The organism is Kitasatospora sp. NPDC048286, assembly GCF_043201735.1.
In the GTDB taxonomy this organism is placed as follows: Bacteria; Actinomycetota; Actinomycetes; order Streptomycetales; family Streptomycetaceae; genus Kitasatospora.
Window position 1 is genome coordinate 136600 of record NZ_JBICZE010000021.1, and the last position, 24182, is coordinate 160781.

28 protein-coding genes are annotated in these 24182 nt (G+C 73.7%); 10 read left to right on the forward strand and 18 right to left on the reverse strand.

All coding sequences use genetic code 11. The features are described 5' to 3' along the window. Positions 1-90 precede the first annotated feature (90 nt). The 4 genes from ACGF13_RS36340 (at position 91) to ACGF13_RS36355 (ending at position 2423) form a co-directional block, all read left to right on the forward strand. On the forward strand, positions 91-303 hold the full coding sequence (locus ACGF13_RS36340) for a ferredoxin (protein ID WP_392883547.1): 213 nt from the start codon (positions 91-93) through the stop codon (positions 301-303). A 109-nt stretch (positions 304-412) separates the two neighbouring features. Further along, the gene (locus ACGF13_RS36345; protein ID WP_392883548.1) at positions 413-1627 is read left to right on the forward strand and encodes a cytochrome P450; all 1215 of its coding nucleotides are present in this window, start codon (positions 413-415) and stop codon (positions 1625-1627) included. Between the two features lie 189 nt (positions 1628-1816). Then, positions 1817-1981, forward strand: a complete 165-nt coding sequence (locus tag ACGF13_RS36350) for a hypothetical protein (RefSeq protein ID WP_392883550.1) — start codon at positions 1817-1819, stop codon at positions 1979-1981. A 103-nt stretch (positions 1982-2084) separates the two neighbouring features. Further along, positions 2085-2423, forward strand: a complete 339-nt coding sequence (locus ACGF13_RS36355) for a hypothetical protein (RefSeq protein ID WP_392883551.1) — start codon at positions 2085-2087, stop codon at positions 2421-2423. 48 nt (positions 2424-2471) lie between these two features. On the opposite strand, the gene ACGF13_RS36360 is transcribed toward ACGF13_RS36355, so the two are convergent. From ACGF13_RS36360 to ACGF13_RS36375, 4 genes are all read right to left on the reverse strand, one after another. Next, positions 2472-3425 (reverse strand): hypothetical protein, encoded by a 954-nt coding sequence (locus ACGF13_RS36360; RefSeq protein ID WP_392883553.1) that lies wholly within the window; start codon positions 3423-3425, stop codon positions 2472-2474. A gap of 52 nt (positions 3426-3477) precedes the next feature. Beyond that, the gene (locus tag ACGF13_RS36365) at positions 3478-3762 is read right to left on the reverse strand and encodes a DUF427 domain-containing protein (protein ID WP_392883554.1); all 285 of its coding nucleotides are present in this window, start codon (positions 3760-3762) and stop codon (positions 3478-3480) included. Between the two features lie 70 nt (positions 3763-3832). After that, on the reverse strand, positions 3833-4069 hold the full coding sequence (locus tag ACGF13_RS36370) for a DUF6296 family protein (RefSeq protein WP_392883556.1): 237 nt from the start codon (positions 4067-4069) through the stop codon (positions 3833-3835). A 15-nt stretch (positions 4070-4084) separates the two neighbouring features. Then, entirely contained in the window at positions 4085-4330 is a 246-nt protein-coding gene (locus tag ACGF13_RS36375) for a DUF2277 domain-containing protein (protein ID WP_392883558.1), read from the reverse strand. 177 nt (positions 4331-4507) lie between these two features. Between ACGF13_RS36375 and ACGF13_RS36380 the strand changes: the two genes are divergently transcribed. After that, positions 4508-5701: an MFS transporter gene (locus tag ACGF13_RS36380; protein ID WP_392883559.1), complete on the forward strand. Its 1194-nt coding sequence runs from the start codon at positions 4508-4510 to the stop codon at positions 5699-5701. On the opposite strand, the gene ACGF13_RS36385 is transcribed toward ACGF13_RS36380, so the two are convergent. The 3 genes from ACGF13_RS36385 to ACGF13_RS36395 form a co-directional block, all read right to left on the reverse strand. Then, positions 5698-6216: a gamma carbonic anhydrase family protein gene (locus tag ACGF13_RS36385; RefSeq protein WP_392883561.1), complete on the reverse strand. Its 519-nt coding sequence runs from the start codon at positions 6214-6216 to the stop codon at positions 5698-5700. The genes ACGF13_RS36380 and ACGF13_RS36385 overlap by 4 nt on opposite strands. A 59-nt stretch (positions 6217-6275) precedes the next feature. Further along, complete coding sequence (locus ACGF13_RS36390) at positions 6276-7577, reverse strand: serine hydrolase domain-containing protein (RefSeq protein WP_392883562.1); 1302 nt, start codon at positions 7575-7577, stop codon at positions 6276-6278. 236 nt (positions 7578-7813) lie between these two features. After that, positions 7814-8380, reverse strand: a complete 567-nt coding sequence (locus tag ACGF13_RS36395) for a DJ-1/PfpI family protein (protein ID WP_392883564.1) — start codon at positions 8378-8380, stop codon at positions 7814-7816. A gap of 257 nt (positions 8381-8637) precedes the next feature. Between ACGF13_RS36395 and ACGF13_RS36400 the strand changes: the two genes are divergently transcribed. Beyond that, on the forward strand, positions 8638-9186 hold the full coding sequence (locus ACGF13_RS36400) for an RBBP9/YdeN family alpha/beta hydrolase (protein ID WP_392883566.1): 549 nt from the start codon (positions 8638-8640) through the stop codon (positions 9184-9186). 35 nt (positions 9187-9221) lie between these two features. Then, positions 9222-9833, forward strand: a complete 612-nt coding sequence (locus ACGF13_RS36405) for a hypothetical protein (protein WP_392883567.1) — start codon at positions 9222-9224, stop codon at positions 9831-9833. Positions 9834-9947: 114 nt separating this feature from the next. Here ACGF13_RS36405 and ACGF13_RS36410 read toward each other — a convergent pair whose 3' ends face one another. From ACGF13_RS36410 to map, 4 genes are all read right to left on the reverse strand, one after another. Then, positions 9948-12257, reverse strand: coding sequence for a transglycosylase domain-containing protein (locus tag ACGF13_RS36410; protein ID WP_392883568.1), 2310 nt, complete (start codon positions 12255-12257; stop codon positions 9948-9950). Positions 12258-12438: 181 nt separating this feature from the next. Continuing rightward, on the reverse strand, positions 12439-13950 hold the full coding sequence (locus ACGF13_RS36415; RefSeq protein WP_392883570.1) for an alpha/beta hydrolase: 1512 nt from the start codon (positions 13948-13950) through the stop codon (positions 12439-12441). Positions 13951-14097: 147 nt separating this feature from the next. Then, positions 14098-14523: an acyl-CoA thioesterase gene (locus ACGF13_RS36420; protein ID WP_392883571.1), complete on the reverse strand. Its 426-nt coding sequence runs from the start codon at positions 14521-14523 to the stop codon at positions 14098-14100. A gap of 113 nt (positions 14524-14636) precedes the next feature. Beyond that, positions 14637-15404, reverse strand: a complete 768-nt coding sequence (gene map / locus ACGF13_RS36425) for a type I methionyl aminopeptidase (protein ID WP_392883573.1) — start codon at positions 15402-15404, stop codon at positions 14637-14639. Positions 15405-15527: 123 nt separating this feature from the next. Between map and ACGF13_RS36430 the strand changes: the two genes are divergently transcribed. Further along, positions 15528-15797, forward strand: a complete 270-nt coding sequence (locus ACGF13_RS36430; protein WP_392883574.1) for a helix-turn-helix domain-containing protein — start codon at positions 15528-15530, stop codon at positions 15795-15797. A gap of 72 nt (positions 15798-15869) precedes the next feature. On the opposite strand, the gene ACGF13_RS36435 is transcribed toward ACGF13_RS36430, so the two are convergent. Genes ACGF13_RS36435 through ACGF13_RS36445 form a run of 3 tightly spaced genes read right to left on the reverse strand, consistent with a single transcriptional unit; the run spans position 15870 to position 19148 of the window. After that, entirely contained in the window at positions 15870-17264 is a 1395-nt protein-coding gene (locus ACGF13_RS36435) for an ABC transporter substrate-binding protein (RefSeq protein WP_392883575.1), read from the reverse strand. Between the two features lie 49 nt (positions 17265-17313). Then, on the reverse strand, positions 17314-18213 hold the full coding sequence (locus ACGF13_RS36440) for a carbohydrate ABC transporter permease (RefSeq protein ID WP_392883576.1): 900 nt from the start codon (positions 18211-18213) through the stop codon (positions 17314-17316). Next, entirely contained in the window at positions 18210-19148 is a 939-nt protein-coding gene (locus ACGF13_RS36445; protein ID WP_392883577.1) for a carbohydrate ABC transporter permease, read from the reverse strand. The genes ACGF13_RS36440 and ACGF13_RS36445 overlap by 4 nt, the downstream gene beginning before the upstream one ends. Positions 19149-19386: 238 nt before the next feature. Between ACGF13_RS36445 and ACGF13_RS36450 the strand changes: the two genes are divergently transcribed. Further along, positions 19387-20073 (forward strand): SMI1/KNR4 family protein, encoded by a 687-nt coding sequence (locus ACGF13_RS36450; protein ID WP_392883579.1) that lies wholly within the window; start codon positions 19387-19389, stop codon positions 20071-20073. 31 nt (positions 20074-20104) lie between these two features. Here ACGF13_RS36450 and ACGF13_RS36455 read toward each other — a convergent pair whose 3' ends face one another. The 3 genes from ACGF13_RS36455 to ACGF13_RS36465 all read right to left on the reverse strand — a co-directional run bounded on the left by ACGF13_RS36455 (position 20105) and on the right by ACGF13_RS36465 (position 22992). Next, the gene (locus ACGF13_RS36455) at positions 20105-20866 is read right to left on the reverse strand and encodes an SDR family NAD(P)-dependent oxidoreductase (RefSeq protein ID WP_392883581.1); all 762 of its coding nucleotides are present in this window, start codon (positions 20864-20866) and stop codon (positions 20105-20107) included. Continuing rightward, complete coding sequence (locus ACGF13_RS36460; protein ID WP_392883583.1) at positions 20863-22335, reverse strand: MFS transporter; 1473 nt, start codon at positions 22333-22335, stop codon at positions 20863-20865. Before ACGF13_RS36460 ends, ACGF13_RS36455 begins: the two co-directional genes overlap by 4 nt. Positions 22336-22413: 78 nt before the next feature. Continuing rightward, positions 22414-22992, reverse strand: a complete 579-nt coding sequence (locus ACGF13_RS36465) for a TetR/AcrR family transcriptional regulator (RefSeq protein ID WP_392883584.1) — start codon at positions 22990-22992, stop codon at positions 22414-22416. Positions 22993-23143: 151 nt separating this feature from the next. On the opposite strand from ACGF13_RS36465, the gene ACGF13_RS36470 reads away from it, so the two are divergent. Next, positions 23144-23620 (forward strand): DoxX family protein, encoded by a 477-nt coding sequence (locus ACGF13_RS36470; protein WP_392883586.1) that lies wholly within the window; start codon positions 23144-23146, stop codon positions 23618-23620. A 32-nt stretch (positions 23621-23652) separates the two neighbouring features. Here ACGF13_RS36470 and ACGF13_RS36475 read toward each other — a convergent pair whose 3' ends face one another. Further along, positions 23653-23964 carry an MTH1187 family thiamine-binding protein gene (locus ACGF13_RS36475; protein ID WP_392883588.1) on the reverse strand — a complete coding sequence of 104 codons (312 nt, stop codon included), beginning with the start codon at positions 23962-23964 and terminating at the stop codon, positions 23653-23655. Between the last annotated feature and the right edge of the window lie 218 nt (positions 23965-24182).

Here is a 24182-nt window from a genome sequence, read left to right on the forward strand (position 1 = left end):
CGTGGACGGATCAACGGCGGTTAGGTTGGCAATGACAACGAGAGGCGGCCGCCGGGCAGCCGGCGGCGCACTGGCGAGAGGTGCCCGACCATGCGGGTGAGTGTCGACCGGGACCGCTGCTGCAGCTCCGGAATGTGCGTCCTGAACGTTCCCGAGGTCTTCGACCAGGACGAAGACGACAGTCTGGTGAGGCTTCGTCAGACCTCCTTCCGGCCCGACCAGTTCGGTGACATCAGACTGGCCTCCCAGCTCTGCCCGGGCGGCGCGATCACCGTGGTCGAGGACGAGCCGGCGCAGGCCTAGGCAATCCTCGGCCGGAAGCGGGCAACAGCTCTCGGCCACAACGCGACTGACGCATCCTCAGCCACCAGTCCCCCACCGGAGAACCATCGCGAGACAAGGAGACCCCGCCTTGACGAACTCGTCCACCGCTCCCGCCATCTCCCTCCCGGCCAGGCACTCGGCCGGCTGCCCGTTCGGCCCGCCGCCCGCGTACGTCGAGGCAGCCGCCACCGCCCGGCTGACCCGGGCCACCATGCCCGGTGGCGAGCCCTGTTGGCTCGCCACCGGCTACACCGACGTCCGCGCCATCCTGTCCGACCGCCGGTTCAGCTCGGACATCCGCCACCCGTCCTTCCCGCTGCTGGTCGCCGGCAGCCGGGAGCGGATCACCGAGCACCCGAGCTTCCTGAACCTCGACGACCCCGAGCACGCCCGGCTGCGCCGCATGGTCACCGGGGACTTCCTGGTCAAGCGGATCCAGGCGATGCGCCCGGACATCCAGCGGATCACGGACGAGGCGCTGGACGCGATGACCGGCGGCCGCACCGAGGCCGACCTGGTCGCCGACTTCGCACTGCCCATCCCGTCGCTGGTGATCTGCCTGCTGCTCGGCGTCCCGTACGAGGACCACGAGTTCTTCCAGCGCGTCAGCCGGGCGCTGCTCACCCAGAGCAGCTCGCCGCAGCAGCTCCTGGACGCCCGGGACGAGATGCTGGAGTACCTGACGGAGCTGACGGCCCGCAAGCGGGCGCAGCCGCAGGACGACATCCTCAGCCGGCTCGCCGTCCGGGACGACCTCACCGCGCGCCAGATCGCCGGCACCGGCTTCCTGCTGCTGGTCGGCGGGCACGAGACGACCGCGAACATGATCTCGCTCTCCACCGCCCTGCTGCTGGAGCAGCCGGAGCAGATCGGCAGGCTGGCCGACCCGGCCACACTGCCCGGAGCGGTGGAGGAGCTGCTGCGCCACCTCACGATCATCCACACCGGAGTGGCCCGGGTGGCGCTGGAGGACGTGGAGCTGGCCGGCACGACGATCAGGGCCGGTGAGGGCGTGATGGCGATGCTCTCCACCGCCAACCGGGACGAGGAGCTGTTCGCCAGCGCCGACCGGCGGCCGGTGGAGGAGCTGGACCTGGACCGGGACGCCCGGCGCCACCTGGCCTTCGGCTTCGGCGTGCACCAGTGCCTCGGCCAGCCGCTGGCCCGCGCCGAGCTGCAGATCGCGCTGGCCACGCTGTTCCGGCGACTGCCCGGGCTGCGGCTGGCCGTCCCGCGCGAGGAGCTGTCGTTCCGCACCGACTCGTTCATCTACGGCATGCACTCGCTGCCCGTCGCATGGTGACGGCCCGGTGACTCCCTGCTGACGACCGGGCGAGGTCCGCGAGGTTCCGCAGACGTCCGCGGGGGCCGGCCGGGCACCCGGCTGGCCCCGGCGCCGGGGCGGAGGCAGGCTGGAAGGGCGAAGAGACACCACCGGCCCCACCGCGCGCGACCCCGAGCGCCGGGACCGGCCGAGGAGACGGAGCCCGCGATGACCGACATGAGCGACCGGTCCACGGTGAGCACCGAGGAAGACGAGGACGTCCGCGCCGCGGACCCCGAGGAGGGCATCCCCTCGATGCAGAACCTGCACGCGCAGGACACCTCCCAGGCGGAGGGCGCCCCCATGCTGGACGAACCCGGCCAGCCCGGCTGACCGTCCGCCGTACCGACTCGACCGCCCGGTGGGACCGGGCGGTCGCCGCGACCGCGGGTGTCGCCGCTCCGGCGGCGAGTCACCCGCGGGGGAGGATAGGCGCATGACCGAACACGACCAAGGCAACCGCCAGGCCCGACCGCCCGCGGACCCGCGCACGTCGTGGGCGACCTGGACCACTCAATCGATCATCAGCGGCCCCGGTGGGGTGACCACCACCGAGGTCGGTCCGATCTCCGGCGACCTCACCGTGCACACCACCTGGGTGGACGGCGAGGCGAGGCTGACCGTCCAGTACACCGGCGCGCTGGACTGGTACACCATCGTCGGGAGCCCGGTTCCGGCGGCCGACGAGACCACCGCACGGGCGATCCACCAGGCGATGGTGAACGGCGTCAAGGCCGGCCGGGGCGCGGGCGCACCGGCTCCGCCGAAGGCCTAGGAACCTCCGGGAGGGAGCAGCGGCGCGCCGTGCCGCTGCTCCCCCGCCCTACGGGGCCGTCCCGTCCGCCTCCACGCTCCCGCCCGTCTCCCCCGCCCCGCCGCGCGCCACCGTCTCGCCCTTCAGGGCGGGCGCGGCCACGGTCCAGTAGGTACGGTCCGCCGGGCGGCGCCCGCGCAGGTCCCTGCGCACCTCGTCGGCCAGCCGGCGGGTGTCGCGACGGTTCATGGTGGCGCCGATGCCGGCGCCGACCAGCATCGGGATCACCGCCGGCAGGTGCCGCAGCGAGCTGCGGGTCAACCGGCGGCGGACCTTCTGGCGCACCTCCGAGCTGATCGCCAGCGCGGCGAAGCCGGCGGGCCGCACCAACAGGCTCGCGTCGATCCCGCGGCGGTTGGCCCAGGCGCCGAGGTAGGCACCGGCCCGCTGGGCGGCGGTGCCCTGTGCCGGGGTGCCGTAGACCTCGTGCAGCTCGGCGATCAGCTTGATCTCCACGGCCGCCACCGCGAGCGTCTCGGCCGCGATCTCCACCGGCATCGCGGGCGGCACCGGCAGCATCGCCGCCGCGCCGACGCCCGCGCCGAGCGTGCCGGAGGCCCGGACGGCGCCGGTGACCAGCAGGTCGGCCAGCTGCTCCGGGAAGGCCGCCTCCGGGTGCTGCGCCCGCAGGGTGGCGAGGTCGCGCACCGGGATCCGCGGCGCGGTGTGCACCAGCTGTTCGGTCAGCGCCCTGCCCCCGTACGCGGCGCCCTTGGCCGCTCCCCGGGCGGCGGCCCGGCCGCCACGACCGAGCAGCCGGACGGTCTGCAGCACCAGCGCCCGGCCGCGGCCGCGCTGCTTCGCCGTGTACTCGACGACCTGGCCCTCGCCGACGGGTTGCTCGGACTCCTCGACCAGTTCGGCGAGTTGCTCGGTCAGTTCGGCCTCGGCCCGGTCGGGCCCGGCGGGCGGCCGGGGGCGGCCCGGCACGGGGAAGCGGACCGGTCTGCGGAAGACTGCCATGGGAATCCGGTACCCCTTTCGCGGCGGCGACGGCACGGCCGGCCCGGGCCGGCTACTCGACGATCTCCACCCCGTTCCAGAAGGCCACCCGGTCGCGCACGTGCTCGGCCTCGGGCTTCGGATCGGCGTAGAACCAGGCGGCGTCCGGGTTAGTCAGCCCGTCCACCTCCAGGGTCCAGTAGCCGGCGGTGCCCTTCCAGCCGCACACCGTGGTGGTGTCCGAGGGGCGCAGGTACTCGGTGCGCACCGCCCCGGCCGGGAAGTAGTGGTTGCCCTCGACGACGACGGTGTCGTCGCTCTCGGCGATGACGACGCCCTGCCAACTCGCTGTGGTCATACCGCGATTGTGCCCGACGGGCGGTCGTTGCGCCGCAGGTTCCCGGCACCCGCCCGGGCGGCCGGGGCGGTCAGGACAGCGGGTGGGCGTGCACCGGCACGTGCGGGCTCTGGTGGCCGCCGCTGGCGAGCATCCGGACCTCGCCCGCGTCGCTGATCTCGGCCCGGACGATCCCGCTCTCGTCCTCGTACACCGGGTGACCGCCCGGGCCGGTCGCGTCGGTGCGGGCGACCACCACGACGTCCTGCGGGGCCTGGGTCCCCGGGGTGCCCGGGAAGGTGAGTGCGTAGCGCTCGGCGGGGTTCATCACGGCTGCTCCTGCCTACCCGGCGGCCTCGGCCGGCACGGCGGCCCGAATGTGCGAGCCGCGGACCTCCAGTTCCGCGAGCAACCGGGCGGTGGCCTCGGCGACCGCCTCCACGGCCCGGTCGAAGGCCTCCCGGTTGTGCGCCGCGGGGGCGCGGAACCCGGACACCTTGCGGACGTACTGGAGAGCCGCCGCGTGGAAGTCCTCCTCGTCGGCGTCGGACGTGACGGGGGGTCGCAGAGTCTTGATGTTGCGGCACATGCTCCCAGTCTCGCGCGCGGGGGCCGCGGCGGCGACCCCCTTTCGTCACACGCACCTCACGGCGCCGTCATCCGGCCGGATTAGGATGCCGAACGAACGAATTCATCCCACCTTCGCCCCTTTCTCGTCCCGCCGCGCGCTCTCCCGGTCCGTCGGCGTCACCCCGGAGTCACCCCCTTGCCTCTCGCGCTGCTCGCGCTGGCCGTCACCGCGTTCGCCATCGGAACCACCGAATTCGCCGCCATGGGGCTGCTCCCCCAGGTCGCCGACAGCCTCCACGTCTCCATCCCGCAGGCGGGCTGGCTGATCTCGGCGTACGCGCTGGGGGTGGTGGTCGGTGCGCCGCTGCTGACCGCACTCGCCGCCGGGCGGCCGCGCAAGGCGGTGCTGGTGGCGCTGGCCGGGCTGTTCGCGATCGGCAACCTGCTCTGCGCGGTGGCCCCGGACTTCTGGACGCTGGCCGCCGCCCGGCTGGTCACCGGGCTGCCGCACGGCGCGTTCTTCGGCGCGGGCGCGGTGGCGGCGGCCGAACTGGTCGCGCCGGACCGGCGGGCCCGGGCGGTGGCCGTGATGTTCTCCGGACTGACCGTCGCCAACATCGTCGGCGTCCCGGCCGCGACCCTGCTCGGCCAGCACCTGGGCTGGCGGGCGACCATGCTGGTGGTCGTGCTGATCGCGGCGGCCGGGACGGTCGCCATCGCCCGGCTGGTGCCCGCGCTGCCCTCCCCCGGCCAGTCCGGGCTCCGGCACGAGCTGCGGGCCTTCCGCAGCGGGCAGCTCTGGCTGGCGCTGGCCACCGTGGTGTTCGGCTGCGGCGGCTTCTTCGCCTGCTACAGCTACATCACGCCGCTGCTCACCGAGGTCTCCGGGTACGCCACCGGCTCGGTGACGCTGGTGCTGGCACTGTTCGGGGTCGGCATGACGATCGGCAACGTGCTGGGCGGGTTCGCCGCCGACCGGGCGCTGCGCCCGACCGTCTGCGCGGCCTTCGTGCTGCTCTCCGCCACCCTGGCGCTGTTCGCGGTGACCGCGCACGCCCGCTGGTCGGCGGCCGTCACGGTGGTGCTGATCGGGCTGTTCGGCTTCGCGATCGTGCCGGCCGTGCAGACCCTGGTGCTGCAGAAGGCGCGCAGCGCGCCGACCCTGGCCTCGGCGACGGTGCAGGGCGCCTTCAACCTGGCCAACGCCCAGGGCGCGTACTTCGGCGGGCTCGCCCTGGACGCCGGGCTCGGCTGGACCGCGCCGACGCTGGTCGGCGCGGTCCTGGCCGCCTCGGGAACGCTGGTCGCGGTGCTCGCCTGGGCCATCGACCGGCGCCGGCCGGCGCCCGTTCCGACGGAACCGGCGGCGGCCGCGATGACCACGGTCTAGATCTCCCGGTGGGCCTCGGCGAGGAGCTGGTAGCCGGCGCCGTTGTCCCTGATGCCCGACTTCTCGTCCTCGGTCAGCTCGCGGCGGACCTTGGCCGGGACGCCGGCGACCAGCGAGCCGGGCGGGACGACCATGCCCTGCGGCACCACCGCGCCGGCCGCGACCAGCGAGCCGGTGCCGATCCGGGCGCCGTTGAGCACGGTGGCGCTCATGCCCACCAGCACGTCGTCCTCGACCGTGCAGCCGTGCAGCACGGCGTTGTGGCCGACCGAGATCCGCTCGCCGACCACCAGCGGGAAGCCGGGGTCGGCGTGCAGGGTGCAGTTGTCCTGGATGTTGCTGCCCGCGCCGACGGTGATCGACTCGGCGTCGCCGCGCAGCACCGCGCCGTACCAGACGCTCGCGCCGGCGGCGACGGTCACGTCCCCGATCACGACGGCGTTCGGGGCCACGAAGGCGCCCGGGTCGACGGCGGGCTCCCTGCCCCCGACTGCGGCGATCAGCGGCTCTGCCATGGCACGTCCTCCTGGTGACGGTGTGGGCCGTTGGGTCGCCGGTCAGCGTAGGGGGTCGGTCACGGTGCCATGCGGGCGAGGTCGGGTACGGCGGCGGCGGGCTGGGCGCCGCAGAGGGCGGTCGTGGTCACCCTGTGCCAGGCCGCGTTGGCGGCGTCCGGGTCCGGGATGTCGTAGACGGTGGTGTTCGCGGCGAACGCGCGCCGTCCGTCCGGGGAGGCGAGCATCATCGTGCTGTAGCCGGGGATGCCGCCGGCGTGGCCCCAGAAGGGGCCGCAGGGGGTGTCCAGGCGCTGGAGGCCGAGGCCGTACGTCCGGCCCTCCCCGTGGGCGGTGGTCTCCTTCATCGCGGCGAGTTCGGCCGGGCGCAGCAGGCGGCCGCCGAGCAGGGCGTCGAGGAAGGCGGTCAGGTCGGCGGTGGTGGAGATGCCGCCGCCGGCGGAGCCGGCCATGGAGGGGTTGAGCACGGTGACGTCGACCGGGCCGGTGGCCGCCTTGACGTAGCCGTGGGCGTGCGGGCCCGGGATGAACGGGAGGTCGCCGGGCATCCAGGTGTCGACGAGGCCGAGCGGGCGGATGATCCGGCGGGTGACCTCGTCGTTCCAGCTGTGGCCGGTGAGCTTCTCGATGATCATCCCGACCAGGATGTAGTTGGTGTTGGAGTACTGCCAGTCCCGGCCGGGGGCGAAGGCCGGCGGGTACCTGTTGGCGAGGTCCACCAGGTCCCGCAGCCGGTAGGACGTGTAGCGGCGGTCGCTCAGCCAGTCCGGGTCGTCGAACCGGAAGGCCGGGTCCTGGGTGTAGTCCGCGACGCCGCTGGTGTGGTCGAGCAGTTGCCGCACGGTGATCGCGGTGCTGTTCGGGACGATGCCGGGCAGCAGGCACTCCAGGCGGTCGTCGAGGTCCAGCCGGTGCTCGCCGACGAGTTGGAGCAGGGTGGTGGCGACGAAGGTCTTGGTGGCGCTGCCGATCCGGAACGCGCCCGCGGGGTCGGCGGGCTCGCCGGTGGCGAGTTCGGCGACGCCGGTGGCGTTCCGCCAGACCAGCCGGCCCCGTTCGCGGACGGCGGCGAGGGCGGAGGTCGAGTAGCCGGGGCCGGTCATCCCGGCGAGGGCGGCGTCGGCGGCCGTCCAGTCGCCCCGGCGCTCGGCGGCGGCGCGCTCGGTGGGGGTGCCCTCGGCACCGGGGACGGCGAGGTGCACGGCGCCGTGGCAGCCGGGGGTCGGCAGGAAGTCGACGGGTCCGGCGACGGCGGCCGGGGCGAGGACGGTGAGCAGGCCGACGCCCACGGCGGCGACGACGGCGGCGCGCAGGGCCTTCCGGCGGCGACCTGGGGCGGGGGCGGTCGGGTCGGCGGTCATGCCGTCCTCCCTGGTCCGGGGTCGGAGGAGTGGCCAACTCCGACTGGTGGGCGCTCACTTGACACCATGCCGGGCCGATCGGGAGCGGGTCGTCCGCCTGGGGACGGGCTCCGACCCCGAGGAACCCCGGAGCCGGACCCCGACGCGTCTCGGGGTCCGGCTCCGGCGGTACGGCTCCGGCGGTACGGCTCCGGCTCCGGCGAGCGGCGGTGCGGGTCAGACGCCGGCGGTACGGGTCAGCCGAGCGGCGCCTTGGTGCGCAGGACCTCGATGAAGGCGCGCAGCCACGCCGGGTGGTCGGGCCAGGCGCGGGCCGAGACGACCACGCCGTCCACCACCGCCTCGCCGTCCACGAACTCGGCGCCCGACGCCTTCACGTCCGGGGCCAGCGCCGGGTAGGCCGAGGTGCGGCGGCCGTCCAGCAGGCCGGCGGCGGCAGTGATCAGCGGGCCGTGGCAGATCTGGGCGACGGGCTTGTCCGCGTCGAAGAAGTGCCGGGCGATCCGCTGCACCTCCGGGTCGTTGCGCAGGTACTCGGGGGCGCGGCCGCCGGGGATGACCAGGGCCACGTAGTCGGCCGGGTCGACGTCGGCGAAGGCCAGGTCGGCGGGCCAGGTGTAGCCGGGCTTCTCGGTGTAGGTGTCGAACCCCTCGACGAAGTCGTGCACCACGAACTGGAGGCGCTTCTTCGTCGGGGCCGCGATGTCGACCTGGTAGCCCTCCTCGCGCAGCCGCTGGTAGGGGTAGAACACCTCCAGTGACTCGGCGGCGTCCCCGGTGACGAGCAGGATCTTCGATGTCATCGCCGACATCCCTCCATGTGGTCGAGCCTCAGGTCGGGTACGGGCGCCGGGCGGTGGCGGCCGGTCCGGGCCCGGTCCAACCTCCCGTACCGGCGGCACCGTTGGCAACGGGGCGCACCGGGCGTACGACGGCGCACAGCGGAGGTGCGCGCGCCTGTTACCGGGGGTGCGCGCCGGGTCGGCCGCCCGGATGCGGGGGCCTGACGCCCGCGTCCTAGACTCCTGCTGCCCACGACCGTCCTTCTCCGGAGGAGCCCATGCCGGACCGCACCACCCACCTCGTCCTTCCCGGTTACCAGAATTCCGGCCCCGAGCACTGGCAGACCCGCTGGGAGGCGGCCGAGCCGGAGTCCTTCCGCCGGGTCGAGCAGGCGGACTGGGACCACCCGGAGCGGACGGACTGGGTGGCCCGGGTGGACGCGGCGGTGGCCGCGGCCGCCGCCGAGGGCCCGGTGGTGCTGGTCGCCCACAGCCTGGGCTGCGTCACGGCGGCCCACTGGGCGGCCACCGCCTCCGCCGAGCGGACCGCCGCCGTCCGGGGCGCGCTGCTGGTCGCCCCGGCGGACGTCGACACCGCCGAGGTCCCGGAGCTGGTGAACTTCCGCCCGGTGGCGCTGGAACGGCTCCCGTTCCCGGCCGTCGTGGTCGCCTCGACCGACGACCCGTGGGTCTCCGCGGAGCGGGCCCGCGCCTTCGCGGCCGCCTGGGGCGCCCGGTACGTCGAGCCGGGCGCGTACGGGCACCTCAACTCCGACTCCGGGCTGGGCGACTGGCCTCAGGGCCGCAAACTGCTCGCCGAGCTGTGACCGCCGCGACGGCGGACGGGGGAAACGGGGGAACGGTGGACCGACGGACGACGGACCGACGGACGTCCCGGGCCAGGCGCGTGCTGGTCCGGGTGCTGGTGCTCGGCGGGCTGGCCGCCGTGCTGCTCTACACCGAGGGGCAGTGGGAGAGCCGGTCGGGCGGGCGGATGGCGGTGGCCGACCTGCTCAACCGGCCGGGGCTGCTGCTCGGCGGGGCACTGGCTGCGCTGATCGCCGCCGCCTGGCTGAGCGACCTGCGCACCGCCGTACGGACGGCCACCCGGGCGGTCACGGTGACCGCCGGGGTGGTGTTCCTGCTCGGCGTGCTGGCCGTGCACAAGGTGTCGGCGGCCGAGACCCGCAGCCGGGAGGACGCCCCGGCCGGGGCCGAGAACGCCCTGGTGGTGGTGCACCGCTCGTACGCCACCGGGCCGGAGGAGGACGAGCACTGGCAGGTACTGCTGGAGAGCGGTGAGGGCTGGTCGGCCCGGCGCTGGTCGCTGGCGGACGTCGGCCGGGGCCGGGGCGACGCCCGGCTGGTGGAGGCCCGCTGGACCGGGCGCTCGCAGATCACCGTGGTGACGGACTCCTACCGGCGGGTGTTCAACCTCGACCAGGACAGCGGCGAGCCGGTCGAGGCGCGGTAGGCCGACGGGCGAGGCGTGGTGGGCCGGCCGGGCCCGTCCTCTCGACCGGCCCGGATCGGGCCGGCTCGGGCCGCGGCCCCGCGCGCGTACCCGTCCGCGCGCGGGGCCGGAGGTTCACTGGTCCTCGGGGTCGGTGGCGCCGGGCGGGACGGGCGACCCGGTGCGGCCCGGGGCCGGGTTGACGCCGCGCGGCCGGCCGCCGTTCGTCGGGCTCCCGGTGGCGGGGGCGCCGGTGCAGGTGGCCGAGCCCGGCGAGCCGCTGGAGGTGGTGCAGTTGGGGTCCCGTCGCACCGGGTCCGGGATGTAGACGGTGGTGAAGTCCTTCTCCGGCATGTTCCGCACCGCGTCGCTCATCGCCTTCTGCCAGATCGGCCCGGGGCCGGTGGCGCCGAAGACCTCCGCCTGGTAGGTGCCGCCGATCCGGATGTTGCGCATGGGCACCTTGGTGCCCGGGCTGCCCAGCCAGACCGAGCCGGCCAGGTTGCCCGTGTAGCCGGTGAACCAGGCCGACTTCTTCTCGTCCGTGGTCCCGGTCTTGCCGGCGATCTGGCGGCGGTCGTCCAGGCCGAGGTCCCGTGCGGTGCCGCCCTTCTCCGTCACCCCGAGCAGCACGCTGTTGATCACGTCCGCGGTGTCCTCGGACATCGCCGGGGTGCACCGGGCCGGGGGCACCGGGACGTCGGTGCCGCCCACCGTGGTGATCCGGTTGATCGCCAGCGGCGCGCAGTAGGTGCCCCGGGCGGCGAAGGTCGCGTACACGTTCGCCATGGTGAGCGGGGTGACCTCCTCGGTGCCGAGGCCGAGCCCGGGCACCTCCGACAGCGGCGAGCCGTCGGCCTTTCCGGCCACACCCAGCTTGTTGGCCATCTGCTTGACCGCGCAGAGGCCGATCTCCTGCTCCATCTGCACGAAGTAGGTGTTCACGGAGAGCGCCATGGCCTGCTTGAGCTCGTACGGGCCCACCTCGGAGGCGCTCTCGTTGGGGATGGTCCCCTCCTTCTTGCCCTTGCTGAGGTTCTTCCAGGTGCCGTCGCAGGTCCGCATCGTCGGCCAGTCCATCCGGTTGGGCGAGTCGTACCGCTGGGTGGGCTGCAGACCGGCCTCCAGGGCGGCGGCGGCCACGATCGGCTTGAAGTTGGAGCCGGGCTGGAAGCCGATGCCGCCGCCCATCGCCGCGTCGACGTTGTAGTTGACGACGGTCTCGTTCTTCTCCTTGGCCAGGCCGTACGGGCGGGTCTGGGCCATCGCCAGGATCTTGCCGCTGCCGGGCTCGACCATCGTCATCGCGGCCGAGACCGGGTCGGTGACGTACACCTTGGTGGAAACGGCCTTCTGGGCGGCGGCCTGCTTCTCCGGGTCCAGGGTGGTGTAGATGTTCAGGCCGCCGGTGTCCCAGAGCCGCTTGCGCTCGGCCGCGCTCTTGCCGAAGGTCGGGTCCTGCTTGACGACGTGGCGGACGTAGTCGCAGAAGAAGCCCATGCCGGCCTGCGCGGTGATGCAGCCGTTGCGCGGGTCCTGGTAGTTGAGGCCGAGCGGGGCCGCCTTCGCCTCCTTCGCCTGGTCGGCGGTGATGTGCTTGTTCTCCACCATCTTGTCGATCACGGTGTCGCGGCGCTTCTGGGCGGCCACCGGGTGCAGCTTCGGGTCGTACTGGGACGGGTTCTGCACCAGCCCGGCGAGCATGGCCGCCTCGGGCAGGCTGAGGTCCTTGGCATCCTTGCCGAAGTAGCGCTGGGAGGCGGCCTGGATGCCGTAGGCCTGGTGGCCGTAGAAGGTGATGTTGAGGTAGTTGGTGAGGATCTGCTCCTTGGTCAGGTCCTCCTCCAGCTTGATGGCGTACCGGAGTTCCTGGATCTTGCGGCCGAGGGTCTTGCGCTGCGCCTCGCGCACGGCGTCCGCGTCGTCGCCGGCCTTCTCCACGTTGACGTTCTTGACGTACTGCTGGGTGAGCGTGGAGGCGCCCTGGACGGCGGCTCCACTCTCCGCGTTCTTGGTGATCGCGCGCAGGACGCCCTTGAGGTCGACGGCGCCGTGCTCGTAGAAGCGGGCGTCCTCGATGTCGACCTGCGCCGTGCGGATCAGCGGGGACATCTGGTCGGCGGATATGACGGTGCGGTCGCGCTCGTAGACCTTGGCGATCAGGCCGCCGCCGGCGTCGAAGATCTGCGTCGCCTGGCTCAGCGGCGGGGTCTTGAAGTCGTCGGGGATGCTCTCGAAGCCCTCGACGCCGTTCTTCGCGCCGAGTCCGACCGCCCCGGCCGCCGGAAGGATCAGGCCCGCCACCAGGATGCCGCCCAGCACGCTGGCGCCGAGGAAGGTGGCCGCGTGGCCCAGGATGCCGAGCGGGGTCTCGCGGCGCCTCGGGCGGGGCACCCAGGTGTCGCCCGGGTCCGAGGCGGCGGGTATGCGGCTCTTCGGTGACATAGATCGAACACTACGGCCGTGAACAGGCCCTGGGGGACGGGTGTTGGCGAAGGATTGTCACAAAATCGCGACGGATTCGACTCATTCCCGAGCGTCGAACGGGCGCGCACGCCGGGGCAAGGGCCGTTCGTCCACGGCCCGTTGCCCCCGCGCGCCGCTCCCCGCTCCCCCTGCCGGTCGCTCAGCCTGCCTGGCAGAGGACGTCCCCGGCCGGGCGGCGGCCGGTGGTCAGGTAGTCCGTCACCACCCCGTCGGCACAGGCGTTCCCGCTCAACCGGTACATGCCGTGACCGCCCGCGTCCGCCACCACCATCCGGGCGCGCTTCCCGAACGCCGCCCGCAGCTTGAGCGCACCGGAGTACGGGGTGGCGGGGTCGCGCAGGTTCTGCGCCAGCAGCACGTTCGCCGGGCCGCGGTCGGTGACCCGCACCGGCGGCTCGGCGGGGGCGAACGGCCAGAAGGCGCAGGGCATCACGTTCACCGGCAGGCCGGCGGTGAGCGGACGGGCGGCGCGGTCCGACTCGACGGCCTTCGCGTAGCCGGCCGGATCGGTGGGCCACCGGACGTCGTTGCACAGGGTGCCGACCGTGACGGCAAGGGTGTTCTGCACCGCCTGGAGGTCCCGCTCGCTCGGCTTCGGCGGGGCGGGCAGCTCACCACGGCCGAGTCCGGCCAGCATCAGCCGGGCGAGGTCCGGGAACCTGGCCTTCGAGTACAGGCTCGACAGCAGGGCCTCGCGCAGCACGTTGCCGTTCAGCTCCGCCGGGTTGGCGCCCTCCCAGGGCAGCGGGGCCCGGTCGAGGCGGGCCGCGAGGTCGAGGAAGAGCGGGCGGACCTCCTCGGGGGTGTCCGCGAGCCGGTCCTGGTTGCCCGGGTCCGACGCCCACGCGGCGAAGTCGGGGAAGCGGTCCTCCACCCCCTGGCCGTAGTTGTCCAGCCAGCCGCGCCCCACCCGGGTCGGATCCGGGTCGTCGTTGCTGTCCAGCACGATCCGGTCGGTGTGCTCGGGGAACATCGTGGCGTAGGCCGCGCCCGCGTAGGTTCCGTACGAGACGCCCCAGGCGGACAGCCTGTGCTCGCCGAGGGCGCGGCGGATGCTGTCGATGTCGCGCGCCTCGTTGGCGGTGGAGATGCTGCGCAGCACCGGGCCGCCGTTGCGGGCACAGGCCTCGGCGACGCGGCGGGAGGTGGCCAGGTTCCCGTCGATCGAGCCGTCGACGGCCGGCCAGGGATGCACCTTGACCATCGCCAGGTCGGCGGTGTCCAGACCGCAACTGACCGGGGTGGACCGGCCGACGCCGCGCGGGTCGAAGCCGACCACGTCGTAGCGGTCGCGGACGGACTGCGGCAGACGCCCGGCCATGCCCGTGACGAGGTCGAGGCTGGAGCCGCCCGGCCCGCCGGGGACGGCCAGCAGGACGCCGCGGCGCACTCGGGGTTCGGCGGCGGCGATCCGGGAGACGGCGAGGGTGATGCGGGGGCCGTTCGGGTCGGCGTAGTCCAGCGGGACGGTGACCTCGGCGCAGCGCTGAGGGCTGTCGGCCGGGGCACCCGGACAGGAACTCCAGGCGAGGCGGTCGTTCCCGGGCTTCGGGACGTCGGCCGCCCCGGCGGGTGCGGCGCTCAGCGCGGTGACGGCGAGGGCGGCGGCCGCGGTGACCGCGGCGGTGATGGTGCGGATGGGTTTCGACATGTCCAAGAGCCTGCCGTGGCAGGGAACTTGGGCCCATCCGGACAGCGGGTCGGTCGGGGGTGGGGAAAGCCCCCGGGAAGGGGTGGAGACCGCTGCAGGGGCAGCCTCCGGCCGCGGAGGATGGTGGGGGCGGAACCGGGTGCCGACTCAGAGGCCGAGCAGGCCCGGGTCGGCGGCCAGGGCGCGCAGCGGCTCGCGCGGGTCGGCGACCAGCCTGCGCTCCTTCAGGTCGAGGATGCCGCCGACGCCGGTGATCTCGGCGGCCAGCACGCCGTCCTCGCGGACCAGCCGCTGCACCAGCTGGAAGGTCTTGCCGTCCCGCCAGGTGAACGAGCAGCCGACCTCCACCGAGTCACCCGCGCGCAGCTCCCGCAGGTACTTGACCGTGGTCTCCAGGACCACCGGGCCGACGCCCTCGGCCACCAGGTCCGTCTGGCGGATCCCGGCCGCCCGGAGGTACTCCCAGCGGGCGTGCTCGGCGTACTGGAGGTAGACCGCCTGGTTGAGGTGACCCTGCGAGTCGGTCTCGTAGCCGCGGACGGTGATGCGTGTGCTGAAGGCCTGATCACTCATGCCCCGCACGGTACTCCGGGCCACCGGGGCACCACCGCGTGTCCTCCGTCACCCCGGCCGGACGGCCTCCGGGCCCACCCGGACAGGGTGGTCGACGGCGGTGCCCGGTCGGATCAGGGCAGGGTGAGGACGCGCGGGCCGTCCTCGGTGACGGCGACGGTGTGCTCGATGTGGGCGGCACGGCGGCCGTCGACGGTGCGCAGGGTCCAGCCGTCCGGATCGGTGCGGTGGTCGTCGCGGCCGCCGGCCAGCAGCATCGGCTCGATCGCCAGCACCAGACCGGGGCGCAGCGGGTAGCCCCGGCCCGGGCGGCCCTCGTTGGGCACGTGCGGGTCCTCGTGCATCCGGCGGCCGATGCCGTGGCCGCCGTAGCCGTCCAGCAGGCCGTACCGGCCGGCGCGGGCGACGGTGCCGATGGCGTGGGCGATGTCCCCGGTCCGGTTGCCGACGACGGCGGCGGCGATGCCCGCCTCCAAGGCGCGCCGGGTGGTCTCGATCAGGGCGGTGTCCTCGGGGCGGGCGGTTCCGACGGTGAAGCTGACCGCCGAGTCCCCGGCCCAGCCGTCCAGGACGGCGCCGCAGTCGATGCTCACCAGGTCGCCGTCGCGCAGCCGGTAGCCGTCCGGGATGCCGTGCACCACGGCGTCGTTCACCGAGGCGCAGATGACGGCCGGGAACGGGACGGGCGCGAAGGCGGGGCGGTAGCCGAGGAACGGCGAGGAGGCTCCGGCGGCCTTGAGCACGCCGCGCGCCACCTCGTCCAGCTCCAGCAGGCTGACGCCGACCGCGGCCTGTTCCCGGACGGCCGCCAGTGCGTCCGCCACCACCCGCCCGGCCTCGCGCATCGCGGCCAGCCCGGCGTCCGACTTGAGTTCGACCATGGCGCATCCCTCCTGGATCCAATTCTTATACCGGTATTTGTATCACGGTCGATGACGTGGTCGGCACCGCCCGACGGTGCCGCAGGGGTCGGCCCGGGAAGGACAGGCCCTAGACTCGTCGGCATGGTGAGGACTCCGCTGACCCCGTGGGAGCGCGATCGCGGCGAGCGCTTCGGGGCGCTGCTGCGCGAGGCGCGCGGCGAGCGCAGCATGGTCGAGGTGGCGGCGGTGGCGGGCGTCTCGGCGGAGACGCTGCGGAAGATCGAGACGGGCCGGGCACCGACACCGTCCTTCTTCACCATCGCCGCGCTGGCCTTCGCGCTCGACCTCTCGCTGGACGAACTGGCGGCCGCGTGCGCGCCCCCGGAGAGCGGCGAGGCGCTCTCCGCCTGAACGGCGGCGGCCCGCCCCGCGCGCGGTGCGCGGGGCGGGCCGTCGTCGTGGCGGCGCTGAGCCGTGGCGGGTTCAGCCGACCGAGCTGTTGTAGCTCTCGATCGCCGGCTGCAGCTCCTTCGCGGCGTCGGCCAGGGCCTGCTGGGCCGGCTTGGTGCCCGCGATGGTCTGCTCGATCGCGGTCTCCACGCCCTTGCGGGCCTGCGGCATCACGCCGAGCAGGCAGCCGGCCGTGGCCGGGGTCGGCTTGGTGGCCTTCAGCTGGTCGATCGCGGTCTGGAACTGCGGGTACTTGGCCACCCACTCCTTGTCCTTGGGGTCGTCCAGGGACTTGGTGTTGACCGGGAAGTAGCCGGTGCCGGTGTGCCAGACGGCCTGCTGCTCGGGGGCGGAGACGAACTTCTCGAACTCCCAGGCGGCGCGCTTCTCGGCGTCCGAGTGGCCGGGGCCGCTGATCCACAGCGAGGCGCCGCCGATCACCGGGCCGCCCTGGTCGGCGGCGGTGACCTTCGGGAAGGCCGCGGTGCCGACGCCGAACTTCGCGGCCTCGGTGTAGCCGCGCAGCACGCCGGTGGACTCCAGGTGCATCGCGACCGTGCCGGCCTTGAACGCGGCCTGGGCGTCGTCGGTGGTGCGGCCGGTGTTGGCGGCGTAGCCGCCCTTGACCAGGTCGGCCCACCACTGGACGATCCGGGCGCCCTGGGCGGAGTCGAAGACGACCTTGCCGGCCTTGTTGCCGCGGCCGTTGTCGTTGTCGCAGTACATGGCGCCGGACTCGGCGAGCAGCTGCTCGACGAACCAGCCGTAGATGGCGGCGCCGAAGCCGTACCGGACGGTCTTGCCGTCGGCGTCCTTCTTGGTGAGCTTCTTGGCCAGCTCGCCCAGCTCGTCGAGGTTCTTGGGCGCCTGGGCCGGGTCGAGGCCGGCCTCCTTGAAGGCGTCCGTGTTCAGGTAGAGCAGCGGCATCGAGGAGTTGAACGGCATCGACTGGAGCTTGCCGCCGACCGAGTAGTAGTTGCGGATGTTGGCGTCCAGGTCGTCCAGCGAGTAGCCGTCCTTGTCGGCGAAGGCCTGGGCCGGGACGGTCTGCTTGGAGTCGATCATGAACCGGGTGCCGATGTCGTAGACCTGCGCCAGGGCGGGGGTGCCCTTCTGCTGCACCGCCGCCTTGTACTTGGTGACCAGCTCGTCGTACTTGCCCTGGAACTCCGCCTTGACCTCGATCTTGCCCTGGTGGGCGGCGTTGAACTGGCTGACCAGGCCGTTCAGCACGTCGGCGTTCTTGCCGGTCATCGAGTGCCAGAACTCGACGGTGGTGACACCGGAGGCCTGGTCGAGGGCCTGGGCGCCGGGCGCGCCGGCGTCGGAGGAGCCGCCGGAGCCGGAACCGGAGCCGCTGGAGCTGCAGGCGGTCAGGGACAGGCCGGCCACCAGCAGGGCCGCGAGCGCGCGCGCACTCTTCTTCACGAGGGTTCTCTCTCTATCCGGGAAAGCGGGGTCGTGGACGGGAAGCGGGTCAGCGGACGGCGCCCGCGGTCAGGCCGCGGACGATGAAGCGCTGGCCGAAGACCACCAGGGCGAGGGTGGGCAGCAGGGAGAGCACGACGCCGGCCAGGATCAGCCCGGGGTCGGCCATCTCGGAGTCGCGCAGCGAGGTCAGACCGATCTGGAGGGTCTGCATGTTCGCCGTGCGGGTGATGATCAGCGGCCAGAAGTACTGGTTCCAGGCCGACAGGAAGACGTAGATCGACAGCGCCGCGAGGGCCGGCTTGTTGAGCGGGACGACGATCCGCCACAGGAAGCGCCAGTGGCCGGCCCCGTCGATCCGGGCGGCGTCGCGCAGTTCGCCGGGCAGCTGCCGGAAGGCCTGGCGCAGCATGAAGGTGCCGAAGCCGGAGGCCAGGAAGGGCAGCACCAGGCCGAAGTAGGTGTTGCCGAGCCCCCAGCCGGACAGCGTCAGGTAGTTGGGGATGATGATGGCCTCCCAGGGGACCATCAGCGTGGCCAGGAACACCCCGAACACCACGGCCCGCGCCTTCATCGGCAGGAAGACGAAGGCGTACGCGGCGAGGATCGAGGTGAACAGCTGGGCGAGGGTGATGACCGTCGCCACGATCGCGGAGTTGGCGTACTGGCGGGCCAGCGGGATGGCCTCCACGGCGCCGGAGAAGTTCCGGCCGGTGACCGAGTGGGGCACCAGGGCCGGCGGGTAGGAGGAGAGTTCGGACGGGCCCATGAAGGCGCCGGCGATCGCGTAGTAGACCGGGAAGGCCACGGTGACGACGGCGACGGCGAGCAGCAGGTAGACGGCGGCGCGGCCGAGCAGGTCGCGGGGGGAGCGCCCGGCGAGGGCGCGGGCGCGCGGGCGGGGCGCCCCGGCCGCCGTCTTCTCGGCCTCGGTGGTCAGGGTGGTCACGCGTAGTGCACCTTCCGCTCCAGGACGCCGAACTGGACGGCCGTGCAGGCGAGGACGACCACGAGCAGCACCACGGCCTGGGCACTCGCGGTGCCGAAGTCGCTGGAGCCGTAGGCGAAGGCCTTCTCGTAGACGGAGTAGACGAGGGTCCGGGTGGAGCCGTCCGGCCCGCCCTTGGTGAGGATGTGGATCTGGCCGAAGCTCTGGAGCGCGTGGACGGTGGAGACCACGGTCAGGAAGAACAGGTTCGGACCGAGCATCGGGATGGTGATCGAACGGGCCAGCCGCAGGCCGGAGGCGCCGTCGATGCGGGCCGCCTCGACGACCTCGCCCGGGATCGACCCGATGCCCGCGGAGAGCACCAGCACGTTGTAGCCGAGGTTCATCCACACCGTGGTGACGGCGACCGAGAACAGCGCGTAGCGGGAGTCGGTCAACCACCCGACCGGGCCGAGGCCGACGTGCGAGAGCAGGCCGTTGAGCACCCCGCTGGCGGGGTTGAAGAACACCGCGAACACCACCGATGCGCTGGCCACCGAGAACGCGAAGGGCAGTGCGAAGGCCGAGCGCAGCAGCCGCACGCCGCGGATCCGGTTCTCCAGGAGCAGAACCAGCGCCAGCGCGCCGAGCACCCCGGGAACCACGGTGATCAGCGTGAACAGCGCCGTGGTCGTCAGGGTGCGGCCGAAGTCGGCCGAGGCGAACAGGTCGGTGTAGTGCTTCGTCCCCACGTAGCGCGAGGGCGCGCCGAAGAGGTCGTTGGCGTGCCCGCTGAGGTAGATGGTCCGCCCCAGCGGGTAGCCGATGAAGAGGACGAAGACCACCAGGGACGGCAGCAGGAAGGCCCAGGCGAGCCCGTGTTCGCCCCAGCGTCCTCCCCGGTGCGCTCGTGGGCGGCGGCCCTGGAGGGCCGCGGTGTGCGGTGCGGTCGGCATCTTTCGCGCGTCCGCCTTTCGTGATGTCGGTTCAGGCCGAAACCGTGTCTTGCCCGATCGACGGCCCGGAAACCTCGTGGTGATCAACGGGTGTCACCGGGATTACGCGTTCGCGTCAGATTCGGCCGGTCGTGCGCGGACGGGCGGCGGAGGGGTGGCGAACGGGCGGCGGAGGGCCAGTTGGGCGGGCAGTCCGGCGGTTCACCGCGCTGTCGGAGGGGTGGCGTACGGTGCGCGGGTGGACGAAACGGAATTCGACATCCCGGCTGCAATGGCCGAAAGTGTGCGCTCCCGCCCGGGCGCCTGGGCGCTCGTCAGAGCCTTCGCCGCGTACTGGGGCGAGCCGCTGGGCCCGGGCGACGGCTTCACGGACGCGGAGCTGGACGCCGCCGAGCTGCGCCTCGGCCTGCGGCTGCCGGTGGCGCTGCGCGAGGCGTACCGGCTGTTCGGCCGCCGGGCGGACCTGACCAGCAGCCAGGACGTGCTGCTGACCCCGACGGAGCTGTACGTGCTGGACGGCGCGCTGGTGTACCGGGCGGAGAACCAGGGCTGCGCGCACTGGGGTGTGCTGCTGGACGACCTCGACCGGGAGGACCCACCGACGGTGGGCCGGCTCGACCTGGCGGACAAGTCGCAGGAGCGGTGGGAGCCCTGGGAGGAGAGCTTCTCGACGGCGGCCGCGGCGATGGCGCTGATGGAGAAGCTGCTGGAGGACCACGAGCTGACCGACTTCCTCGAACTGGAGGACGAACTGCCGGTCGGTCTACGGGAGTTGCCTGCGCTCGGCCGCAACTTCCGCTGGTACCAGGGGCCGGAGGCGCTGATCGGGGTGGCCGAGGGGGCCTGGGTGGTGGCCCGGGCACGCACCCCGCAGGCGCTGGAGGCGCTCTACGAGGCGGTGCCCGGGGAGTGGCTGGGCGAGTGAGCCCGGCGGCGATCGCGGCGGAGGAGCCCGGTCAGGCGGAGGAGCCGCCGTCCAGCACCAGGTCGCTGCCGACGGTGTAACCCGCCTCCGGCGAGGCCAGGTACAGCACCGCAGCGGCCACCTCCTCGGTCGCGCCGACCCGGCCGACCGGGACCTCGGCCCTCATCCGCTCGGCCTTGGCCCCGGCGTCCTCGCCCGGCCGGGAGGACATCGGGGTGTCCACCGCGCCGGGGCTGACGGTGTTGATCCGCACGCCCTCGGCGATGTGGTCGAGGGCGGCGGCCCGGGTCAGCACGGTGACCGCGGCCTTGCTGGCGGCGTAGGCGCCGACGCCCGCGACCCGCCGGTGGATGCCCAGGTTGGACGAGACGTTGACGATCGCGCCGCCGCCGTGGGCCCGCAGGTGGGCGATCTGCGCCTGCATGGCGAGCAGGGTGCCGGTGACATTGGTGCCGATCAACCGCTGCCACTCGGCCTCGTCGATCTCGGCGACCGGGCCGGCCGCACCGAACACTCCGGCGTTGTTGACGGCGACGTCCAGGCCGCCGAACAGCTCGACGGTCTCCCGGACCAGCCGGGCGGCGTCCTGGGCGATGGTCACGTCGCCGGTGAGCGCGACCGCCTTGCCGCCGGCCCGCTCGATCAGCTCGACGGTCTCGGTGAGCGGCCCGGCGGTGCGGCCGGCGACCGCCACCCGGGCGCCCTCTTCGGCGAAGGCGAGCGCGATGGCCCGGCCGATGCCGCTGCCGGCGCCGGTGACCAGGACGGACTTGTCGGCGAAACGCGTGGTCATGGGGTGAACTCCTCGATGTGGTTGGCGTGTTCGGTTGCGCTGGGGATGGTGGTCGGGTCGGGGACGGTGGTCCCGTTGGGCATGGTGGTCCGGTCGGGGACGGTGCTTCCGTTGGGCTTGGTGCTCCGGGGCAGGGCGGCGACCGCGACGGCGGTGAGCGCCAGCCCCACCGCGGCCGCCGCGAAGGCCGCGGCGTAGCCGCCGACGACGCTCGGGCGGGTGGCGGCGAGCGCCATCAGGGCGGCCAACCCGGCGGTGGGGCCGAGCTCCATGGCCGTGTTGAACACCCCCGCGGCCAGCCCGGTGCGCTCGGGCGGCACCCCGCCGGTGGCGAGCACGGCCGCACCGGCGAAGGCCGCGGCGGCGCCGGCGGGCAGCAGGAGCAGTCCGGGCAGCAGGCCGAGGGCGTATCCGCTGTCGGGGGCGAGCCCGGCCAGCAGGCCGAGTCCGGCGGCCGCCACGGCGAGGCCGCCGGCGGTGACCGCCGGCGGCCCGTACCGGACGGTCAGCGGGCCCGCCAGCCGGCCGGAGAGCAGCAGGACCGCCGCGTACGGCAGGAAGGCGGCGGAGGTGGCCGCGGCGCTCCAGCCGCGCAGCTGCTGGAGGTAGAGCGAGAGCAGGACGAAGGTGAGCGCGGTGCCGGCGGCGGTGGCCATGACGGCGGCGAGTGCGGTGGCGCGGCGCCGGTCGGCGAGGAAGCCGGGCGGCAGCAGCGGGTCGGCGGTGCGGCGCTCGGCGGCGGCGAAGACGATCAGCAGGGCGAGCCCGGCGGCCAGCGGGCCGTACGTCCCGGGGCTGTGCCAGCCGTGCTCGGTGGAGCCGACCAGGGCGTAACTCGCCGCACAGACACCGGCGGTGGCGAGGGCCGCCCCACGCAGGTCCAGTGCGGGGCGGGTGCCGGCGGGGGCGGCGGCGGGCAGGGCGGCGGAGCGGGCGAGGCCGGCCAGGGCGACGAGTACGGGCACCGCGAACAGCCAGCGCCAGGAGACGGCGGCGGCGACCGCGCCCGAGACCACGCTGCCGGCGGTGGCGCCGAGCACCGACAGGCCTCCCCAGGTGGCCATCGCCCGGCGGTAGGCGGCCGGTTCGGGATGCAGCACCCGGACCACCGCGACGGCGGCCGGGGCGGCGAGGGCGGCGCCCGCGCCCTGCACGAAGCGGCTCGCCAGCAGGACGGGGTAACCGGGCGCGAGGGCGCAGGCGATCGAGGCGGCGGCGAGCAGTGCCAGGCCCGCGCGGAGCACCGGACGCCCGCCGTGCCGGTCCGCCAGTCTTCCGCCGAGCAGCAACAGGGAGCTGAAGGAGAGCCCGTAGGCGGCGCTGAGCAGCAGCACTCCGGACGGGCCGAGCCCGAACTCCCGCGCCACCAGCGGCAGTGGCACGGTCAGGATCGTGATGGTGAAGATCAGTACCGCCTGGACGACGCCGAGCAGCGCGAAGCCGTACCGGCCGGTAGTGATGGCGGCCATGTAAAACCCTCCCCCCTATATAGACCATTCGGTTCAGAATGAGCACAGCAGAAGACGCCGGCCCGCACCGGCCGGCCGTCAGTCCAGCAGCGCCAGCGCCTGCTCGGCGGCGGCCCGCGCCCGGGCCCCGCCGTCGGCGGTCTTGCCCACCACCCGGATGCCCTGGAGCAGCACCACCAGCATCCGGGCGAGCGCCCGGGGCTCCCGCCCGACGGGCAGTTCGCCCTGCGCCTCGGCCCGCACCAGGGCCGCGGTGAGCAGCGTCTCCAGGCGGTCCAGGCTCGCCTCCACCCGGCGGGACGCGTCCGGGTCGTGCGGGGCCAGCTCGACCGCCGTGTTGGTGACGAAGCAGCCGCGCCGGGCCTCCCCCTCGCCCACCTCGGCGTACTGGCGGACCAGTGCCCTGACCGCGGGCAGCGCCGGGCCGGGCTGGGAGAGTTCGAGCATCCGCGCCGAGTCGCTCTGCTCGCAGTAACGCTCCAGCGCCCGCAGGTACAGCTCGCGCTTGCTGCCGAAGGTCGCGTAGACGCTGGCCCGGGCGATGCCGAGCCGTTCGACCAGATCGGCCATCGAGGTTGCCTCGTAGCCGCGCTGCCAGAACAGCTCCAGGGCCGCCTGCAGCGCCGCGTCCGGGTCGAATTCCTTCGTTCGCGCCATGCCGGGAACGATAGCCCTTTCCGGATCGATCGGTCAAGAAAGGCCAACTATTGGTCCATACCTGATCTCTGACGGAGCATTGCCAAGTGGACTAGACCATAGCTACCCTACCGATCCCATCCACCTCCTCCCCCCACAGGAGGCGCTTCGCATGCCCGCACACCGTCCCACCCACACCCGGCAGGCCGTCGACGCCGCCAGACCCGTCGTGCTGACGGCGTTCCGGATCGTCGTCGGCCTGCTGTTCATCTGCCGCGGCGCGTCCTCGCTGTTCGGCGTGCTCGGCGGCGCCAAGGGCGGCGGCGGCACCATCCCGCTCGGCCAGTGGCCCGGCTGGTGGGCCGCGCTGATCCAGCTGGTCGGCGGCGCCCTGGTGCTGCTCGGCGCCGGCACCAGGGTGGCCGCCCTGCTCTGCTCCGGCTCGATGGCGTACGCCTACTTCACCGTCCACCAGGAGCACGCCCTGGTGCCCCTGCAGAACGGGGGCGAGCTCGCGGTGATGTTCTGCTGGGCCTTCCTGGCCATCGCGGTGCTCGGCTCCGGCCCGTACGCCCTGGACCGCCTGCTCACCCGCCGAACCCCGGCCGCATCGGCCGAACCGGCGGCCCGGCCGACGTCAACGGTCTGACCGCTGACGCCGGCCTGACCGCCCGTCCGACGTCACCGGTCCGACGGGTCGCCCGCGGCCAGGTGGCGCTCCACCGAGGCGACCTTGGCGGTGAGGCCGTCGGTGACCCCGGCCCGGTCGTCGATCTTGATGACCGTGCTGACCCGGTTGCTGTGGACCTTCACCGCCTCGATCGCCGCCTTGATCACCGGCATCACCTCGTCCCACTCCCCCTCGATGCTGGTGAACATCGCGTCCGTGCGGTTCGGGAGTCCGCTCTCCCGGACCACCCGGACGGCGGCGGCCACCGCCTCCCCCACGTCCTCGCCGATCCCCAGCGGGGTCACCGAAAAGGCTGCGATCACGGCTCTGCGCTCCTTGCATGTCGACGGCACCGGGTCGCCGGCCCCCCGGTGGCGCGCGGCGCCCCCCCGCGCGCCCACCCCCCCCCCCCCGCCGCCGACCCCCCCCGGCCCACCACCAACCACACCCGTGCGCCGGCCCGCCGCGCCCCCACGCCCCAGGAGTCCGCGAGTGCCTCGACCAGCATCAGCCCGCGTCCGGAGGAGGCCTGCTCCCCCGG

Excerpts from the sequence above, each read along its gene's own strand:
- ACGF13_RS36415 (WP_392883570.1), bottom strand. The coding sequence starts at position 13,950 with ATGTCGAAACCCATCCGCACCATCACCGCCGCGGTCACCGCGGCCGCC.
- ACGF13_RS36455 (WP_392883581.1), bottom strand. The coding sequence starts at position 20,866 with ATGACCACGCGTTTCGCCGACAAGTCCGTCCTGGTCACCGGCGCCGGC.
- ACGF13_RS36360 (WP_392883553.1), bottom strand. The coding sequence starts at position 3,425 with ATGGCAGTCTTCCGCAGACCGGTCCGCTTCCCCGTGCCGGGCCGCCCC.
- ACGF13_RS36470 (WP_392883586.1), top strand. The coding sequence starts at position 23,144 with ATGCCCGCACACCGTCCCACCCACACCCGGCAGGCCGTCGACGCCGCC.
- ACGF13_RS36395 (WP_392883564.1), bottom strand. The coding sequence starts at position 8,380 with ATGACATCGAAGATCCTGCTCGTCACCGGGGACGCCGCCGAGTCACTG.
- ACGF13_RS36445 (WP_392883577.1), bottom strand. The coding sequence starts at position 19,148 with ATGCCGACCGCACCGCACACCGCGGCCCTCCAGGGCCGCCGCCCACGA.
- ACGF13_RS36350 (WP_392883550.1), top strand. The coding sequence starts at position 1,817 with ATGACCGACATGAGCGACCGGTCCACGGTGAGCACCGAGGAAGACGAG.
- ACGF13_RS36420 (WP_392883571.1), bottom strand. The coding sequence starts at position 14,523 with ATGAGTGATCAGGCCTTCAGCACACGCATCACCGTCCGCGGCTACGAG.
- ACGF13_RS36385 (WP_392883561.1), bottom strand. The coding sequence starts at position 6,216 with ATGGCAGAGCCGCTGATCGCCGCAGTCGGGGGCAGGGAGCCCGCCGTC.
- ACGF13_RS36365 (WP_392883554.1), bottom strand. The coding sequence starts at position 3,762 with ATGACCACAGCGAGTTGGCAGGGCGTCGTCATCGCCGAGAGCGACGAC.
- ACGF13_RS36460 (WP_392883583.1), bottom strand. The coding sequence starts at position 22,335 with ATGGCCGCCATCACTACCGGCCGGTACGGCTTCGCGCTGCTCGGCGTC.
- ACGF13_RS36390 (WP_392883562.1), bottom strand. The coding sequence starts at position 7,577 with ATGACCGCCGACCCGACCGCCCCCGCCCCAGGTCGCCGCCGGAAGGCC.
- ACGF13_RS36340 (WP_392883547.1), top strand. The coding sequence starts at position 91 with ATGCGGGTGAGTGTCGACCGGGACCGCTGCTGCAGCTCCGGAATGTGC.
- ACGF13_RS36430 (WP_392883574.1), top strand. The coding sequence starts at position 15,528 with ATGGTGAGGACTCCGCTGACCCCGTGGGAGCGCGATCGCGGCGAGCGC.
- ACGF13_RS36370 (WP_392883556.1), bottom strand. The coding sequence starts at position 4,069 with ATGAACCCCGCCGAGCGCTACGCACTCACCTTCCCGGGCACCCCGGGG.
- ACGF13_RS36375 (WP_392883558.1), bottom strand. The coding sequence starts at position 4,330 with ATGTGCCGCAACATCAAGACTCTGCGACCCCCCGTCACGTCCGACGCC.
- ACGF13_RS36355 (WP_392883551.1), top strand. The coding sequence starts at position 2,085 with ATGACCGAACACGACCAAGGCAACCGCCAGGCCCGACCGCCCGCGGAC.
- ACGF13_RS36465 (WP_392883584.1), bottom strand. The coding sequence starts at position 22,992 with ATGGCGCGAACGAAGGAATTCGACCCGGACGCGGCGCTGCAGGCGGCC.
- ACGF13_RS36410 (WP_392883568.1), bottom strand. The coding sequence starts at position 12,257 with ATGTCACCGAAGAGCCGCATACCCGCCGCCTCGGACCCGGGCGACACC.
- map (WP_392883573.1), bottom strand. The coding sequence starts at position 15,404 with ATGGTCGAACTCAAGTCGGACGCCGGGCTGGCCGCGATGCGCGAGGCC.
- ACGF13_RS36400 (WP_392883566.1), top strand. The coding sequence starts at position 8,638 with ATGCCGGACCGCACCACCCACCTCGTCCTTCCCGGTTACCAGAATTCC.